Origin of the sequence: Amycolatopsis melonis, from assembly GCF_040064235.1 — a bacterium.
Classification (GTDB): Bacteria; Actinomycetota; Actinomycetes; order Mycobacteriales; family Pseudonocardiaceae; genus Amycolatopsis; species Amycolatopsis melonis.
Window position 1 is genome coordinate 139,213 of record NZ_JBDZYD010000010.1, and the last position, 16,220, is coordinate 155,432.

At 71.8% G+C, this 16,220-nt stretch carries 13 protein-coding genes; 6 read left to right on the plus strand and 7 right to left on the minus strand.

What is annotated here, in order from left to right; translation table 11 throughout:
* Positions 1-31: 31 nt before the first annotated feature.
* The 4 genes from cydD to ABJI51_RS26455 form a co-directional block, all read right to left on the minus strand.
* Positions 32-3,208: a thiol reductant ABC exporter subunit CydD gene (gene cydD, locus ABJI51_RS26440; RefSeq protein WP_348953042.1), complete on the minus strand. Its 3,177-nt coding sequence runs from the start codon at positions 3,206-3,208 to the stop codon at positions 32-34.
* A 44-nt stretch (positions 3,209-3,252) separates the two neighbouring features.
* The gene (gene cydB / locus ABJI51_RS26445; protein WP_348952664.1) at positions 3,253-4,260 is read right to left on the minus strand and encodes a cytochrome d ubiquinol oxidase subunit II; all 1,008 of its coding nucleotides are present in this window, start codon (positions 4,258-4,260) and stop codon (positions 3,253-3,255) included.
* Positions 4,261-4,605: 345 nt separating this feature from the next.
* Positions 4,606-6,078, minus strand: a complete 1,473-nt coding sequence (locus tag ABJI51_RS26450; RefSeq protein WP_348952663.1) for a cytochrome ubiquinol oxidase subunit I — start codon at positions 6,076-6,078, stop codon at positions 4,606-4,608.
* Between the two features lie 79 nt (positions 6,079-6,157).
* Positions 6,158-7,108, minus strand: a complete 951-nt coding sequence (locus ABJI51_RS26455; RefSeq protein ID WP_348952662.1) for a S41 family peptidase — start codon at positions 7,106-7,108, stop codon at positions 6,158-6,160.
* A 187-nt stretch (positions 7,109-7,295) separates the two neighbouring features.
* Here ABJI51_RS26455 and ABJI51_RS26460 point away from each other — a divergent pair, with 187 nt between their 5' ends.
* Together ABJI51_RS26460 and ABJI51_RS26465 are read left to right on the plus strand one after the other, a co-directional pair.
* The gene (locus ABJI51_RS26460) at positions 7,296-7,883 is read left to right on the plus strand and encodes a TMEM165/GDT1 family protein (protein WP_348953041.1); all 588 of its coding nucleotides are present in this window, start codon (positions 7,296-7,298) and stop codon (positions 7,881-7,883) included.
* A gap of 56 nt (positions 7,884-7,939) precedes the next feature.
* Positions 7,940-8,575, plus strand: a complete 636-nt coding sequence (locus ABJI51_RS26465) for a DUF998 domain-containing protein (RefSeq protein WP_348952660.1) — start codon at positions 7,940-7,942, stop codon at positions 8,573-8,575.
* Here ABJI51_RS26465 and ABJI51_RS26470 read toward each other — a convergent pair.
* Complete coding sequence (locus ABJI51_RS26470; protein ID WP_348952659.1) at positions 8,572-9,213, minus strand: IclR family transcriptional regulator; 642 nt, start codon at positions 9,211-9,213, stop codon at positions 8,572-8,574. The two genes, ABJI51_RS26465 and ABJI51_RS26470, sit on opposite strands and share 4 nt — an antisense overlap.
* Positions 9,210-10,064: a hypothetical protein gene (locus tag ABJI51_RS26475; protein WP_348953040.1), complete on the minus strand. Its 855-nt coding sequence runs from the start codon at positions 10,062-10,064 to the stop codon at positions 9,210-9,212. The genes ABJI51_RS26470 and ABJI51_RS26475 overlap by 4 nt, the downstream gene beginning before the upstream one ends.
* Before the next feature lie 85 nt (positions 10,065-10,149).
* On the opposite strand from ABJI51_RS26475, the gene ABJI51_RS26480 reads away from it, so the two are divergent.
* The 3 genes from ABJI51_RS26480 (at position 10,150) to ABJI51_RS26490 (ending at position 13,947) form a co-directional block, all read left to right on the plus strand.
* Positions 10,150-11,322: a homogentisate 1,2-dioxygenase gene (locus ABJI51_RS26480; RefSeq protein WP_348952658.1), complete on the plus strand. Its 1,173-nt coding sequence runs from the start codon at positions 10,150-10,152 to the stop codon at positions 11,320-11,322.
* A gap of 80 nt (positions 11,323-11,402) precedes the next feature.
* Positions 11,403-13,208, plus strand: coding sequence for a substrate-binding and VWA domain-containing protein (locus ABJI51_RS26485; RefSeq protein WP_348952657.1), 1,806 nt, complete (start codon positions 11,403-11,405; stop codon positions 13,206-13,208).
* 1 nt (position 13,209) lies between these two features.
* Positions 13,210-13,947: a hypothetical protein gene (locus tag ABJI51_RS26490; protein WP_348952656.1), complete on the plus strand. Its 738-nt coding sequence runs from the start codon at positions 13,210-13,212 to the stop codon at positions 13,945-13,947.
* Here ABJI51_RS26490 and ABJI51_RS26495 read toward each other — a convergent pair.
* Complete coding sequence (locus ABJI51_RS26495; protein ID WP_348952655.1) at positions 13,944-15,158, minus strand: MFS transporter; 1,215 nt, start codon at positions 15,156-15,158, stop codon at positions 13,944-13,946. The two genes, ABJI51_RS26490 and ABJI51_RS26495, sit on opposite strands and share 4 nt — an antisense overlap.
* 82 nt (positions 15,159-15,240) lie before the next feature.
* Between ABJI51_RS26495 and ABJI51_RS26500 the strand changes: the two genes are divergently transcribed.
* Positions 15,241-16,200, plus strand: a complete 960-nt coding sequence (locus ABJI51_RS26500) for a LysR family transcriptional regulator (protein WP_348952654.1) — start codon at positions 15,241-15,243, stop codon at positions 16,198-16,200.
* Positions 16,201-16,220: the final 20 nt, after the last annotated feature.

Sequence of the window (16,220 nt, forward strand, 5' to 3'; positions counted from 1 at the left end):
GGCGGGGCGGTAAGGAGAGTGCGCGAACCGATCACGTCACCGGCACCCGGCTGACCACGCGGCCGTCGCGGACCTCGAGCACCACGTCGGCGCCGTCGGCTTCCTCGGCGCGGTGCGTGACGTGCACGACCGTCCGCCCCGCAAGCGCCTCCCGCAAGCGCGCCCGCACGGCCTGGGCGGTCGGCTCGTCGAGGTGCGCGGTGGGCTCGTCGAGCAGCACGAGCCCGGCGGACGGCGCCCCGAGCAACGCCCGCGCCAGTGCGACGCGCTGAGCCTGTCCACCGGAGAGTCCGCTGCCTCCGCTGCCGAGCACCGTCGTGAGGTCGACGTCGTCGAGGGACGCCTGGCGCAGCGCCTCGCGCAGCTGGTCGTCGGTGGCGTCCGGCCGGGCCAGCCGGAGGTTCTCGGCAACGGTGGTGGCCGCGAGCATCGGCTCCTGCGGCGCCCAGGCGACCCGCTCCGGAACGGAGACCACGCCCCGCCGAGGAGCGAGGAAGCCGAGGAGCGCGGCCACGAGAGTGGACTTCCCCGCCCCGCTCGCCCCGACGACCGCGGCATACGTCCCTGGCGCCAGGTCGAGATCGACGTCCCGGAGGACAACGGGTCCGTCGGGCCAGCCGAAATCGGCGCCGCGCATCGTGACCGCGGCACCTGGCTGGGGCCCTCCACCCGGCACCTCCTCCCGAACATCCGCCAAACGGCGACGCGCTCGTTGCAGCGTGTCCCAGTGCTGCGCCACCGGCGGCAGCAACGCCAGCACCTCCGCCAACGCGAGCGGCACCAACGCCAACACCGGCGCCAGCACCGGATCCAACCGTCCGTCGGCGACCGCCTGCGCAGCGAGCGCCGTACTGATCACCATGGCCGCCCCGCAGACCAGCGTGATCAGTGCCTCCGCCGCGCCCGCGCCGAATGCCTGCCTGCGGGCCTGCGCGGCCAGGCGCGTGTCGGCGTTCGCCAGGGCGTCGCGATGCTGCCGGGCCGTTCCGAATGCCAGCAGCTCCGCCGCCGCCTCGAACAGCACCAGGACCCGGGCTGCCACGTCGCGGCGGCCCTCCGCCAGTGCCGAGGTCGCGCGGCGTTCCACCCGCAACGCCACCCACGGCGCGCACAGCCCGAGCGCCACCGCCGCCGCCAGTGCCGCGCCGGCCGGGGGCAGCACCCAGGTTTGCACCGCGATCGCTCCCGCCGCGACCAGCGCCACCACCAGCGGCGGCGACACCACCCGGGGCAGCAGGTCGCGCACCGTGTCGACGTCGGCGACCAGACGCCGCTGGCCCTCGCCCGCGCGCAGGCTGCGCGCCGGCCCCAGCCGGACCAGCGAAGTCCACAACCGGACGCGGAGACGTCCGGCAATACGGAACGCCGCGTCGTGCGTGACCAGCCTTTCCACGTACCGCAGGCCCGCGCGGCCCAGCCCGAACGCGCGGACGCCGACCACCGCCACGGTCAACGTCAGGATCGGCGGCTGCTGCGACGCCTTGGCGATGAGCCAGCCCGACGTCGCCGTCAGCGCCACCCCCGCCAGCAACGCCGCCGCGCCGAGGACCGCTCCGGCGAAGAGCCGTCCGTCGAGAAGCCGTCGCCACGCCAGCGGCGTCCCGGGAACGTCCTTTGTGGACACGACAGGAGGCGCCACCGGCTCGGTCGACATGTCGACAGCAGCCAGGCGCTCGTGGGCCGCGATGATCGCTGCCGCGCCGTTGTCGACCGCGCGCTGGACCGCGTCGAGCACCAGGCGTGCGTTGGCTTCGTCGAGGTGGGCGGTCGGTTCGTCGAGCAGCAGGAGCCAGGCGCCGCACCGCACCCGGTGCAGTGCCCGGGCGACCGCGACGCGCTGACGCTGGCCCAGCGACAGCTTCGTCACCGGGCGGTCGGCGAGCCCGGCCAGGCCGAGTTCGGCGAGCACCTCGTCGTCGCCCGCTTCTTCGCGGACCGTCCCGCCCGTGAACACCGGCGACTGCGGGACCCACGCCACCTGCTCGCGCCAGCGCACCAGGTCGGCGTCGGCGAGATTCGCCGAACCGACCGTGATCGCGCCGTCGTGGGCGGGCACGAAACCGAGCAGGGCCGAGAGCGTCGTCGACTTGCCGCCGCCGCTCGGGGCGCGGAGCCAGACCGTTTCGCCCGGCCGGACCGAGAACGTCTCGCCGTCCGGGGCGAATCCGCCGCGTCGCGCCACGCGCAGAGCCGACACCCGCAGCTCGCCGGGCTCGGGGATCGCGGTGCCTGCCGCGGGGACGGGCTCGGCCAGCAGATCGGCGACGCGCCGGACCGCCTCGACGCCGTCCTCGCTGGCGTGGAACGCGGCACCGACCGCGCGCAACGGCTGGTAGCACTCCGGCGCGAGGATCAGCACGCCCAGCCCGACGGCCAGCGGGAGGCTGCCGCCGACGAGCCGGACGCCGATCACCACCGCGACCAGCGCCACCGAGAGCGTCGCGATCAGTTCCAGCGCGAACGCCGAGGAGAACGCGACCTTCAACGTCTTGAGCGTGGCGCGGCGGTGGCGTTCGGACAGCCGCCGGACGGTCTCGGCCTGCGCGCCCGCGCGGCGGAACGCGGTCAGCACCGGCAGCACGCGCACGAGTTCGAGGAGCCGTTCGGACATCCGGTGCGCCGCGTCGGTCGATCCGGCGACGCGGCCTGCCGTGTACTTGCCGATCAGGATCGCAAAGACCGGCAGCAGCGGCACGGTCAGCGCGACGATCACGCCGGACGGCCAGTCGGCGAACAGGATCGCCGCACCCGCACCGAGCGGCAGGACGGCCGCCGTCACCAGGGCAGGCAGGTATTCGCGGAAATAGGCGTCGAGCGCGTCGAGCCCGCGAGTGGTGAGCGCGGTCAGCTCGCCGTGGCCGCGGCGGGCGATCCACTCGGGACCGAGGCGCAGCGCGTGGTCGACGGCCTTGGCGCGCAACTCGCGTTGCGCCGTCGCGGCGGCACGGGCGGAAACCGTGCGCACCGCCCAGCCGGTCAGCGCGCGCGTCGCGACGAGCGCGAGCAGCGCAACCAGCTGGGCGGTGCTTCCCCCGGAGCCTGCTCCGACGATCGCCGCGAGGACGTCCGCGAGCAGGAATGCCTGTGCCACCAGCGCGGCGGCGTGGAGGAAGGACAGGAATCCCACCAGGGCCAGCGCCCGGCGCACGGCAGGCACGAGGGCCGGCAGCGCGCCGAGCGGGCCCTTTCCCGGCCGCGCCGAGTCCACTGTGGACTCCGAGGCGAGAAGGGGAGCGCGTCCGGGAAGTGTGCTCACGGTGCGTGGACCGCCGGGATGTGCTGGGTACCGATGCGCTTGCGGAACACCCAGTACGTCCAACCCTGGTAGATCAGCACAGCGGGAGCGCCGAAGACGGCGACCCACGTCATGACGGTCAGCGTGTACGGGCTCGACGCGGCACCTTCGATGGTGAGGGTGTTGGCGGCGTCGAGCGTCGACGGCAGCACGTCCGGGAACAGCGAGCCGAACATCGTGACGGCCGCCCCGGCAATGACCACGCCGAGCGCGGCGAACGCCTGGCCGTCACGGTCGGCACGCAGCCGCAGCCACGCGACGGCCGCCGCGACGGCGCTGATCCCGAACGCGAGCAGCGTCCACAGCGTGCCCGCCCGCCACTGGACGACCGACAGGAAGGCAACCATCGGCACCATCGCACCCGGCAGCAGCTTCAACGCCAGGCGGCGCGCCCGTTCCCGCAGGTCACCGCTGGTTTTGAGGGCCAGGAAGGCGGCACCGTGGGCAATCGAGAAAGCGGCAATCGCGACGGCACCGAGCAGCGTGTCCCACCGCACGGCGGCAAAGGCCGACCCGACACGGTTGCCGTGGGCGTCCAGCGGCAGGCCGAGGACGGTCGTGGCGAGAATGAGGCCGACGCCCAGCGGCGGAATCCACGAACCGGCCATGATGACGCGGTCCCAGTTGCGCCGCCAGCGCTCGGAGTCGACCTTGCCGCGGTATTCGAAGGCGACACCGCGGCCGATGAGGGCGAGCAGCACGAGCAGCAGCGGCAGGTAGGCGGCCGAGAAGAGACTGGCATACCAGCCGGGAAAGGCGGCGAACATGGCCCCGCCGGCAACGATCAGCCACACCTCGTTGCCATCCCAGACGGGCCCGATGGTGTTGACCATGACGCGGCGTTCGGTGTTGTCCCGCCCGAGGACCGGCAGCAGCATGCCGACGCCGAAGTCGAAGCCCTCGAGGAAGAGGTAGCCGAGCCAGAAGAAGGCGATGACGACGAACCAGACGATTTCCAGGGTCATCGGGCACCTACCACATCACTCCGACGATTCCGGCGCTCCGCGGCCCGGTAGCCGGGAGTTATCCACAAGGGGTCGAGTTGTCCACAGATTTGCTGTGGGTAACCCGCGAGAGTGATCACCCCGATACACTGGGTGTGGGACGTCCCCCCGGGAAGGGTGGGGGTCGGTTGCGCGGCCTGCCTTCGCGGAAGCCGGGCAGCCCGTGAGCCCGCGTCCAAGGTCGCGAATGCGTTGTTCGCGGCGTCGGCCGTTACGCCTCGGCACCGGCCGCCTGGAAGCGACCGCGATTTTGCCGCGGCGCCGGCGGGACGGGTGGGGGCTGGCTTCGGATCCACTGGTGGCTCCTCAGTACGCGAAGGCGAGGGTGTCCTCGCCCGGCTTGTCCGAATCCTGCTTTTCCGGGGGCATCACGGCTTCGATGCCGCCGCGGATGTACTTGCGCATCAGGTACAGCTCGACCACGCCGAGGGCCGCGTACACGCTCGTCAGGGCGATCAACGATGTCCACACCTCGCCCGTTGTCAGGTGTGAGACCGCCTGGGCGGTGAACATCCACACTCCGTCGACGCCCGTCGGGTTCGGGGCGACCACGAACGGCTGACGGCCCATCTCGGTGAAGATCCAGCCTGCGCTGTTGCCCAGGAACGGGGTGGCGATGCCGGCCAGGACCAGGAGCGGGAACCAGCGGCCTTCCGGGATGCGGCCGCGGCGGGTCAGCCACAGGGCCAGCAGGCCGATGCCTGCCGAGACTGCGCCGAAGCCGATCATCATGCGGAAGCCCCAGTACGTCACCGGGAGGTTGGGCACGTAGTCGATCGGCTTGCCCGCCAGGGAACCCAGGGCCGGGTCGTCCGGGTAGTTCGTGCCGTACCTGGCCTGGTACTCCGAAACCAGGTTCTCCACGCCCTTGACCTCGGTCGTGAAGTCGTTGTGGGCCAAGAACGAGAGCAACGCCGGCACGTTGAACGTCTTGACGTCCTCGCAGTTGGCGCCCGACACGTCGCCGATCGCGATGATCGAGAAGCTGGCCGGCTTTTCCGTGTGGCACAACGCTTCCGCCGAGGCCATCTTCATCGGCTGCTGCTCGAACATGAGCTTGCCCTGTGCGTCGCCGGTGATCGCGAGGACCGCGAACGCCGCGACGCCGACCCAGCCGCCGAGGCGCAGCGACGAGCGCCAGACGTCCTCGTGACCTCGGCGGCGCCACAGGTGCCAGCCCGCGACGCCCACCAGGAACGCCGCCGCCACCGAGAACGCGCCCGCGAGGGTGTGCGGGATCGCGGCGAGGGCCGTGTTGTTCGTCAGCACCGCCCAGATCGAGTTCATGGTCGGCTTGCCGTTTTCGAACGTCACGCCCACCGGGTGCTGCATCCACGAGTTCGCCGCCAGGATGAAGTACGCCGAGGCCATCGTGGCCAGCGAAAACGCCCACGCGCACGCCAGGTGGACCTTCTTCGGCAGCCGGTCCCAGCCGAAGATCCACAGGCCGAGGAACGTCGACTCGACGAAGAACGCGACGAGCCCCTCCATCGCCAGCGGCGCGCCGAAGACGTCGCCGACGAAACGGGAGTACGCGCTCCAGTTCATCCCGAACTGGAACTCCTGCACGATGCCGGTCACCACGCCCATGGCGAAGTTGACCAGCAGCAGCTTGCCCCAGAACTTGGTCATCTTCAGGTGCCGCAGCTCGCCGGTGCGGACCCAGGCGGTCTGCATCGCCGCGACCAGGATCGACAGCCCGATGGTCAGCGGGACCATCAGGAAGTGGTAGACGGTGGTGATGCCGAACTGCCACCGCGCTAGCTCAAGGACCTCCACGTGGTCCAGCCTGCTCCCGGTGCCAGGGAGCGGCCAGATCAACTGGTCCCGTCCGGCACAGGACCAACGTCCCGGGTGACTACAGCTGGTCGAGTGCCTCCTGCGCGACCTTCCGCCGCGGGCCCGTGTCCCCCAGCGTCAGCACGTGTTCCAGCGCCAGCTTGTACGCCGTGTCGAACGCCTCGTCCGCGGGCACCGGGATGTCCGGCGTCACGCCGACGCCCTCCCAGTTCTCCCCCGTCTCGGGGTCGTACGAGCGGGCGACCGGCACCGTGACGTCCAGGTGGGTGTCCACTTTGTACTGTTCGCACGGGTGGGCGCCGCCGCGGGTGCGCTCGCCGACGGTCTTCGCCCGCCCCTGCCGCTGCAGCGAGAAGGCGAGGTCCTCGCCGCCGGAGAACGTCGCCGGGCCGGTGAGCACCCAGATCGGCTTGGTGCCGCCGAACTTCGGGCCCGGCACGTACGGCAGCGTCCACATCTGGGAGACGCGGTCGCCATCGCGGTCGTAGAAGTCGAGGTAGTGGGTCCGCCCGGCGACCAGGTAGGACTGCAGGAACGCGCTGGTCTCGGGGTCGCCGCCGCGGTTGTGCCGCACGTCGAGCAGCAGCGCGTCGGCCGCCGCGACCAGCGTCATCGCCGCGGCGAACGCGGGCGCCGCGAGGTCGAGCGGGTAGAGCATGGTCGTGTCGACGTAGCCGACGTTGCCCGGGAGCCGCCGGACCGACGCGATCCCGAAGTTCTCCAGCTCGGCCGCGTGCCGGAAGGCCTCGCGGGCGTGTTCGCCGTCACCGTCCTCGGCGATCGGGTCGACGTGGTGGCGCAGCCGGAGGTGCTTGTCGTCGTTCACCGACTGCAGGTCCGCTGTGACGGACGTCGCCAGCGCCGGCTCGTCGAGGTTCGCGTACGCGCCTTCGGCGAGACGCGCGCGAAGCACCTCCGCCACCTTCGCGGCGACGTCGGGAAAGACGTAGTGGGCTTCCACCCGGCGGATGACCTCTTCGACCTGCGCAGCACGCGCCCCAGACCCCATGCCGGACAACCTACCGCAGGCCGCAACCCAAAATTCGGTACGCCGAAAAAATATGTGCGCCACCCCGGGATGACAAATTCATGACCGCCGATCGGGCAATTTCGCGCAAGCCATCAGCTTGCGGCACGGTGAAACGTCCCTTTATCGTTGCAGTGAAAGGGGCGAGAAAATACTCATGACTGCCGCGATGGTGGCGCTGATCAGCGCGTTCGGCCTGGTCCTCGCCGTGGAACTGCCCGACAAGACGCTCGTGGCGACCCTGGTGCTGACCACCCGTTTCCGTGCGTGGCCGGTATTTGCCGGGGTGTGCGCGGCGTTTGCCGTGCAATGCGTCATCGCGGTGGCGTTCGGCAGCGTGCTCACGCTGTTGCCCGACGTGGTCCTTTCGCTCGTCGTCGCCGCGATGTTCGGCCTCGGCGCTTTCATGCTCCTTCGCGAGGGCTTCAGCGAAGCGGACGAAGCGGGCGACGACGCTTCGCGGTCGGGTCCCTCGCCACTGTCCTTCCTGCGGTCGGCGACGGCGTCCTTCGGCGTGCTCTTCGCCGCCGAGTGGGGTGACGCCTCGCAGCTCGCGACCGCGAGCCTCGCCGCCCGGATCGGCAACCCCGTCGCCGTCGGCGTCGGCGCGTTCAGCGCGCTCGTCGTGGTCGCCGGGCTCGCGGTGTTCATCGGCGCGAAGCTCCGCAGCCGCATCCGCCCGAAGCTGATCCAGCGCTGCGCCGGGTTCGCGTTTGCCGGGTTCGCGACGTTCGCCCTGGTCCAGCTGGCTTTCTGACCGCAGGCTCACAGGTTCACCCGGTAACCTTTCGGCAACGAAGGGGAGAGCACCAGGTGAACAAGCCATCGACCGCGGTCTCGCCGCTGCACGGCCGGATCGCCCTCGGCGGCATCGGCCTCGCCGTGACCATCTCGATCGACCTGCACCTGCGGCTCTCCGGCCAGGTCAGCCCGATCTGGCAGACGCTGTCGGAGTACGTCTACGGCAAGCTCGGCACGTCCTCGGCCGCTCCCCTGTTCAGCGTGATGTGCCTGGCGCTCTCACTGGGCTCGGTCGCGCTGCTCGCCGGCATCGCGAAGGCGCACCGGCCGGGCACCACGGCCGTCTGCGTGCTGCTCGGCGTCTGGTCGGCCGGGCTGCTGGTGTGCGGCCTCGTGCCGGTCGACCCGGACGGCCAGGCGCGTTCGCTCGCCGGGCAGGTCCACAACCTCGCCGCGCTCACGGCGTTCGTCGCGCTGCCCGCGGCCGCGTTCGTGCTGACCCGCAAGGGCCGTGAGCGCTGCCCGTGGGAGCCGCGCCGGACGACGATCCGGCGGCTGGCCACGGCGAGCTTCGCCAGCGTCGGCGTCGTGCTCGGCGGGTTCGTCCTCACGCTCACGCTCGGCCTGTTCGAGCGCCTGCTGTTCACCGTCGACGTCGCGCTGCTGCTGACGATGGTCCGGCCGCTCCTGGCGGTCTCGCGCCGTTAGGCGTCCGTCCGCAGGATGTCGGCCAGCCGGGCGGCGGCCGCGACGACCTGCGGGCCCACCTCCGCGGCCGCCAGCGGCTCCAGCGAGACGACACCCACGCTCGCCTTCAGCCCCGGCACCCCGCGCACCGGCGCCGCGACGCCGGACGCGCCCGCCTGCAGCTCGCCCGAGGACGTCACCCAGCCCTCGCCGCCGGGCCGCAGGCTCATCGCCTTGCCTGCCGCCCCCGCGGTCAGCGAGTGCCGGCTGCCGACGCGGTAGGCGACGTGGAAGTTCGTCCAGGTCGGCTCGACGACGGCCACCGCAAGCGCTTGCGTCCCCTGCGCGACCGACAGGTGCGCGGTCGCGCCCACCTTCTCGGCCAGCTCGCGCAGCACCGGCCCGGCCGCGTCCCGCAGCTGCGGGAGCACCTGCCCGGCCAGCCGCAGCAGGCCGACGCCGAGCCGGACCTTGGTGCCGTCGCGCCACACCAGCCCGCGCTCCGACAGCGGCACGAGCAGCCGGTAGACGGCCGCGCGGCTGGCGCCGATGGCCACCGCCAGCTCGGAGATGGTCGCCGCGTCCCCACCGGCGTCGGCCACGGCCTGCAGCAGCGCCAGGCCCCGGTCGAGCGTCAGCGACCCCTCCCTGCTGGTCACAGCAAGCCGAGTTCGCCCAGGTCGGCGACCGGTTCCTCGAACGACGCCGCCGCGTACGACGCGAAGAGCGCGCGCACGGCCTTCGCCGCCGGCTCGGAGAGCGCACGGGCCTCGTCGGCCAGCGCCTTGGCGTCGGTCGACTCCAGCGCGCCCCGGACGTCGCCGCCTGCCAGGCTGCGCGCGGACGCGACGAGCAGGTTGAGGAAGCCGTGGTGCACGAACCCGGTGCCCGGATCGATGTGCCGGACCGCGCGGTGCAGGCTGTTGGTCGCCTTGAACGACGCCCCGGTGGAGCCGCTCACGACGGCGAGGAAGTCGGCCACCTCGTCGACGCTGGGGAAGTTCTCGCCCGCCTGGCCGCCGCAGCGGATCTTCGGCCAGCTGCCGTGCTCGATCACCTTGCGGACGCCGTCGAGCCAGCCGACGCCGCGCCGCGGCTCGACCACGCGGATGACGTCCTCGGGGACGAACTCCGAGACGCGCTCCAGCCACACCTCGTCGACGTCCGACGGCGCGGGCATCTCGACCATCCGCAGGGCGAGCAGCTCGCTGCGCGATTCGACGATCGAGATCGCCTTCGGAACACCGCCCAGGCCGGTGTCGATGATCAGCGACAGCGGCAGCGGCTGCTTCGGCTTGATCTTGATCAGCTCGGTGATCAGTTCCGGCAGCCGGGACGCCTGGCAGAGGAAAACCCCCAGGACACCGGCGTGTTCGGACTCCCGGACGGCGAAGTGCGCACGGAGCGCTTCGGGCATGGCCGCGTCGCCCGGAGGGAACAGCGCCGAGTCGTCGACGAGCCTCGCGAACAGGGGAGGAATTCCACGGGGGCCGGGGGGCGTGAGTTCCACAGCGCTTGACACGACTGACACGCTAGTAGCGTACGACATCAGGACAAAATCGTTCGCACAACGGACACGTCAGAAGGGGGCGTCGATGCCTTACTACCGGCGGGTAGGCGAGATCCCGCACAAGCGGCACACCGCGTTCCGCAAGCCGGACGGCGGGCTCTACGCCGAGGAGCTGATGGGTGTCGAGGGCTTCTCCGCGGACTCCGCGCTGCTCTACCACCGCGGCCTGCCGACGGCGATCGTCGACGCCGTCGCCGTCGAGGACGACCGCGGCGCCCTCACCCCGAACCACCCGCTCAAGCCGCGCGCCTTCAAGACGCAGGACCTCAAGTTCGGCGGCGACGCCGACGCGGTCACCGGGCGGCGACGGCTGTTCGGCAACAACGACGTCACCATCGGGTTCGTCACGGCGACCGCGCCCAGCCCGCTGTACCGCAACGCCGCGGGCGACGAGCTGTGCTACGTCCAGGGCGGGTCCGCGACGGTCGAAACGATCTACGGCCGCCTCGACGTCGGGGACGGCGACTACCTGGTGATCCCGACGTCGTGCACCTACCGCGTCGTCCCCCACGGCGAGGTCAGCATGCTGACCCTGGAGGCACGCGGCCACATCGGCCCGCCGAAGCGCTACCTCTCGGCGAAGGGCCAGTTCCTGGAGCACTCGCCGTACTGCGAGCGCGACATCCGCGGGCCCTCCGAGCCGCTGCTGGAGGACGGCGAGGACGTCGAGGTGCTCGTCCGGCACCGCGCCGGGCTGACGCGCTACACGTATGCGACGCACCCCTTCGACGTCGTCGGCTGGGACGGCTGCCTCTACCCCTGGGTGTTCAACATCGACGACTTCGAGCCCATCACCGGCCGCGTACACCAGCCGCCGCCCGTGCACCAGACGTTCGAGGGCCCGAACTTCGTGGTCTGCTCGTTCTGCCCGCGGAAGGTCGACTACCACAAGGATTCGATTCCGGTGCCGTACAACCACGCGAACGTCGACTCCGACGAGCTGATGTTCTACGTGCGCGGCAACTACGAGGCCCGCAAGGGTTCCGGAATCGGGATCGGCTCGCTTTCCCTGCACCCGTCGGGCTTCACGCACGGCCCGCAGCCGGGTGCGGCGGAGGCGTCGATCGGCGCGGAGTTCTTCGACGAAACCGCGGTCATGGTGGACACTTTCGCACCGCTTGACCTGGGCGAAGCCGCCGCGGCGTCCGAAGACCCGGGGTACGCGTGGACGTGGTCGCGGCGCGGCCCCAAGCAATAGTCAAGTCTGCGCAACGCGGGCCCGATCCCGTTCCGCCGCCCGGATAATGGAAATCCGGATGGCGGAACGGGGAGGGTTCGATGATCGATTCCCAGCCGGCTCGGCGCAGGAGAAAGATTCTTCCGTTCCTCGCGGCGATCGTGGTCGCCGCCGGACTGATCATCGGCATCCGGTACTGGACCAGCAGTTCGGACGACGCCGACGAAGCGAAATGCACCGGCTCGGACGCGATCGCGCTCAACGTCGCTTCGTCGCCGGAGAAGGCAGGCGTCCTCCAGGAGGCCGCGAAGGCCTACTCCGGACGGTCGGTCGCCGGGCACTGCGTCGACGTGAAGGTGCGGTCCAAGTCCTCGGGCGTGGCGATGCAGGCGCTGGCCAACGGCTGGAACGAGGCCACCGACGGGCCGCGCCCGGACGTCTGGACACCGGCCGCGAGCGGCTGGGTCAACCTGCTGCGCGTCAACGCGAAGGGCGACACCGCCTCGATCGTGCCCGACGGCGACCCGCAGTCGGTCGCGAACTCGCCGCTGGTCGTCGCGATGCCGAAGCCGATGGCCGAGGCGCTCGGATGGCCGGGCAGGGCGATCGGCTGGAAGGACCTCGCCGCGCTGGCCACCGACCCGGCGGGCTGGGCGAAGTACGGGCACCCGGAGTGGGGGAAGTTCCGGCTCGGCAAGACGAACCCGAACATCTCGACGTCCGGGCTGAACGCCACCATCGGCGCCTACTACGCCGCCACCGGCACGTCGTCCGACCTCACCGCGGCCGCGCTCGGCAAGCCGGAGGCGAAGCAGTTCGTCACGAACATCGAGCAGGCGATCGTGCACTACGGCGACACCACGCTCACCTTCCTGACCAACCTGCAGAAGGCCGACGACAAGGGCGCCGCGCTGTCGTACATCTCCGCGGTCACCGTCGAAGAGAACTCGCTGATCGGCTACAACCAGGGCAACCCGACGAACGACCCGGCGAAGGTCGGGCAGCACGCGCCGCCGAAGGTGCCGCTGGTCGCGCTCTACCCCGGCGACGGGACGCTGAACTCCGACCACCCCTTCGTCACGCTGAACTGGGCGGACCCGGCACGCAGGCAGATCGCCGCGGACTTCCTCGGCTACCTGCGCGGCGAGGAGACGCAGGCGAAGTTCGCCGCGCTCGGCTTCCGGTCGTTCGACGGCAAGCCGGGGCCGCAGGTGACGACCGCGAACGGCGTCCAGCCGGACGCGAAGATCAGCTTCCTGCGCCCGCCCGCGCCGCCGGTGCTGTCGAAGCTGCTGGCGTCGTGGAGCGACCTGCGCAAGAAGGCGAACATGCTGCTCGTCGTGGACGTCTCGGGCTCGATGGGCGAGGAGGTCAAGGGCACCGGCAAGAGCAAGATCGACCTGGCCAAGCAGGCCGCGATCGACTCGCTCGGCCAGTTCGTGCCGCGGGACCAGGTCGGGCTGTGGCAGTTCGCGACCAAGCTCGACGGCGACAAGGACTACCAGGAGCTGCTGCCGGTGCAGCCGCTCGGCGCGAACGGCAAGGAGACCCTCGCGACGCGGCTGAGCGGGCTGACGCCGCAGTCGGGCACCGGGCTGTACGACACGTCGCTGGCCGCGTACGAGTACCTGAAGTCCCACCTCGACCCGGCGGCGATCAACGCGGTCGTCGTGCTCACCGACGGCCGCAACGAGGACTCCGGCGGCATCGACCTCGAGCACCTGGTGCCGCAGCTGCGGCCGGAGGGCAACGCGGAGACGGTCCGGCTGTTCACCATCGCCTACGGCTCGGACGCCGACCAGGGCGTGCTCAAGCAGATCGCCGAAGCGACCTCCGGATCGGAGTACGATTCGTCCAAACCGGACTCGATCAACCAGGTGTTCACCTCCGTGATCTCGAATTTCTGACATGAAGTTCGCTCGTGAGCTCGCCCAGCCGTGGGGACTGCTGCTGGCCGCCACGTCGGCGGGCGTGGCGTGGGCCGTGCAGCTGCCGGTCGCCGCGTCGGCCGGGATCGGCGTCGCCGTGCTCGCCGCCTGGGCCGGGGTGTCCGTGGCCACCCGCGAGAAGGAACCGGCGCCGCGGGAAGCCCGGGTGCTCGACGTCGCCGCCGGCTCGGCCGAGGAGAACTGGCTGCGCCGGGCCGAGGCCGCGGCGGACGGGTTCGTGTCCTTGAGCGACTCCCTCGGCCACGGCCCGCTCGCCGACCGCGTCGCGGACATGGAACCGGTGGTCCGCGAGACGCTGGCGACGCTGCGGCGCCTGGCGGGCCGGGCGTCGGCGACCGGCAACGCCCTGTCCCGCGTCGACCTGGACGCGGTCGCCCGCGAACGCCGCCGGCTGGAACGCGAGCTGCGGTCGGCCCACGCGGACGTGCGCGCCGATCTCGAACAGGCGCTGACGGCGGTCCAGGCACAGGCCGACGTGCACGCGCGGCTGTCCGGCGCGCGCGACAAGCTGCTGGCCCAGCTGCAGTCGGGCGCCCTCGGCCTGGACAGCCTGGTGGCGCGGGTCGCGGAGCTGACGGCCGCGACGACGGACGTCACCGTGGACACCGGCGCCGTGCGGGAGCTGAGCGACCAGCTGGAGGGCATCCGGCAGGGCGTGCTGGAGACCGAGCAGGCGACCCGGAGGTCGCTGGGCTAGACGGTCACCGGCGTCCGGTCGCGCCGCGGCAGCAGCAGCGGCGTCGCCAGCACGAGCACCCCGGCCACCCCGATCGCGACCCGCGGCCCGATGACCTCGGCGAGCACGCCCCAGACGGCGGTCAGCGTCGCGATCGCCGCCTTGGTGCTGACCGACCACGCCGACAGCGTCCGCGCGACGCGGCCCGGCGGCAGCTGCTCGAGCCGGTAGGTCGCCAGCACCGGGTTGAACACGCTGCAGCTGACGATCAGCCCCAGCTCGACGACCATGACGAAGACGAGCCCGCCGGTGCCGGGCGGCAGGAAGGCGAGCGCGAGGAGCCAGCAGGCCCGGACCGCGCCCGCCGTCACCAGCACGCGGTGGCGGCCGGACCGGGCGACCAGCCGCGGGGTCAGCCGCGACCCGGCGAGCCCGCCGAGGCACGGCACCGCGAACGCGAGCCCGTACTGCCACGGCGGGAACCCGAGCCGGTCGAGCATCAGCACGGCGAGCACCGGCTCGGTGCCCATCACCAGGCCGTTGAACACCATGGTGTTGAACAGCAGCGGCCGCAGGCCGGGGTGGGCGAGCAGGAAACGCCACCCGTCGGCGAGTTCCCGCACGCGCAGCCGTCCGGCGTTGTGCGGGTGCGGCTCGTCCCCGCGGATCGCGCGGATCCCGAGCGCGGAGAGCAGGAAGCTGACGGCGTTGGCGGCAACCGACGTCACGGGCCCGAACAGCGCGAACGCCGCCCCGCCGAGCGGCGGGCCGAGCGCGGTGGCCGTCCAGTTCGTCGACTCGAACCGGCCGTTCGCGACGAGGAGGTCCTCGGGCGGGAGGAACCCCTTGAGGAAGGCGCCGCTCGCGGACGTGAAGGTGATGTCCGCCGCGGCGACGACCACCGAGACGACCAGCAGCTGGGCGAAGCTCAGCACGCCGAGCGCGTAGCAGGCGGGCACGCTGACCAGCGCGGCGAACCGGACGAGGTCCATGGCGACCAGCACCGGCTGCTTCCGGTGGCGGTCGACCCACGGCCCGAGCGGCACGGCGACGAGCGCCCCGACGGCGGGTCCCACCGCGGCGAGCGCCGAGACCGCCGTGGGCCCGGCGTGCAGCACGAGGATCGCCAGCATCGGGAAGGCTCCGAAGCCGAGCCACGTCCCGAACGCGCTCACGGCGTAGGCCGACCAGAGCCACCTGAACCGCGGTCCCAGCGACCGCCCGCGCATCACCGGGAGATCAAAGCGAGGAAGCGTCCCGCGCGGCAAACAACCGACGCCACAACGCGGCGTTGTGAATCTAGAGTCGGTGATCGTGGACCTCGACGCCGTGCGCACCTTCGTCGCCGTAGTGGCGGCGGGCCGGTTCCAGGACGCCGCCACCGACCTGTCGATCACGCAGCAGGCGGTCTCGAAGCGCATCGCGGCACTGGAGAAGACACTCGGGGCGCGGTTGTTCACGCGCACGGCCCGCGGAGCCGTGCTGACCGGCGACGGCGAGGCGTTCCTCCCGCATGCCCGCGAGCTGCTGCGGGCCGAGGCACGCGCGATCGCCTCGGTGCGTTCGGGACGGCGGGCGTTGCGCGTCGACGTGATCGGCAGGCGGCTGGGCCCGGCGGCGCTGCTGCGGGAGTTCCACGAAGCGCATCCGGAGGTGGAGCTGGAGGTCGTGACGCTGTTCGACGCCGGAAGCGCGCTGAGTGCCCTGCGCGAGGGTTCGATCGACGCGTCGTTCCGCGCGGTGAACGGTCTTCCGGCGGATCTCGCGGCGGCGGCGGTGTGGGACGAGCCGCTCGAGCTGCTGTGCGGTCCCGGGCACGCGCTGGCGGCTGAGCCGTCGGTGACCCTGGCCGGGCTCGCCGGGCACCGGCTGTGGATGCCGGGCATCGTCCCGGGCACCGAGTGGGCCGCGTACTACGCGGACCTCGCGGCGGCGTTCGGGCTGTCGATCGACACGGCGGGCCCGAACTTCGGCACGGAGGTGGTGTTCGACGCCCTCGCGGAGTCGGCCGAAGTCGCGACGCTGATCGCCACCGGCGCCCGGCTGCACTGGCCCGCGGAGTACGACCTGCGGCGGGTGCGGATCGAGGATCCGACGCCGGTCTACCCGCATTCGCTGGTCTGGCGCCCCGAGGATCCGCATCCCGCGCTGGCGGCGCTTCGGCGGTATCTGCGGCCTGGACGGCAGGTCGCCGGAGCGTGGCGGCCGGGGTGGGCTCAGTCCAGCCAGACCGTGCCTCGCAGCCGTTCGGTGGTCGCCGACGGAATGGGCTGAAAGGCCCGGCTGCCGCGTTA

Coding starts and splice junctions, on each gene's coding strand:
- ABJI51_RS26455 (WP_348952662.1), bottom strand. CDS start 7,108: ATGGGGTCTGGGGCGCGTGCTGCGCAGGTCGAAGAGGTCATCCGCCGG.
- ABJI51_RS26490 (WP_348952656.1), top strand. CDS start 13,210: ATGAAGTTCGCTCGTGAGCTCGCCCAGCCGTGGGGACTGCTGCTGGCC.
- ABJI51_RS26485 (WP_348952657.1), top strand. CDS start 11,403: ATGATCGATTCCCAGCCGGCTCGGCGCAGGAGAAAGATTCTTCCGTTC.
- cydB (WP_348952664.1), bottom strand. CDS start 4,260: ATGACCCTGGAAATCGTCTGGTTCGTCGTCATCGCCTTCTTCTGGCTC.
- ABJI51_RS26460 (WP_348953041.1), top strand. CDS start 7,296: ATGGTGGCGCTGATCAGCGCGTTCGGCCTGGTCCTCGCCGTGGAACTG.
- ABJI51_RS26480 (WP_348952658.1), top strand. CDS start 10,150: ATGCCTTACTACCGGCGGGTAGGCGAGATCCCGCACAAGCGGCACACC.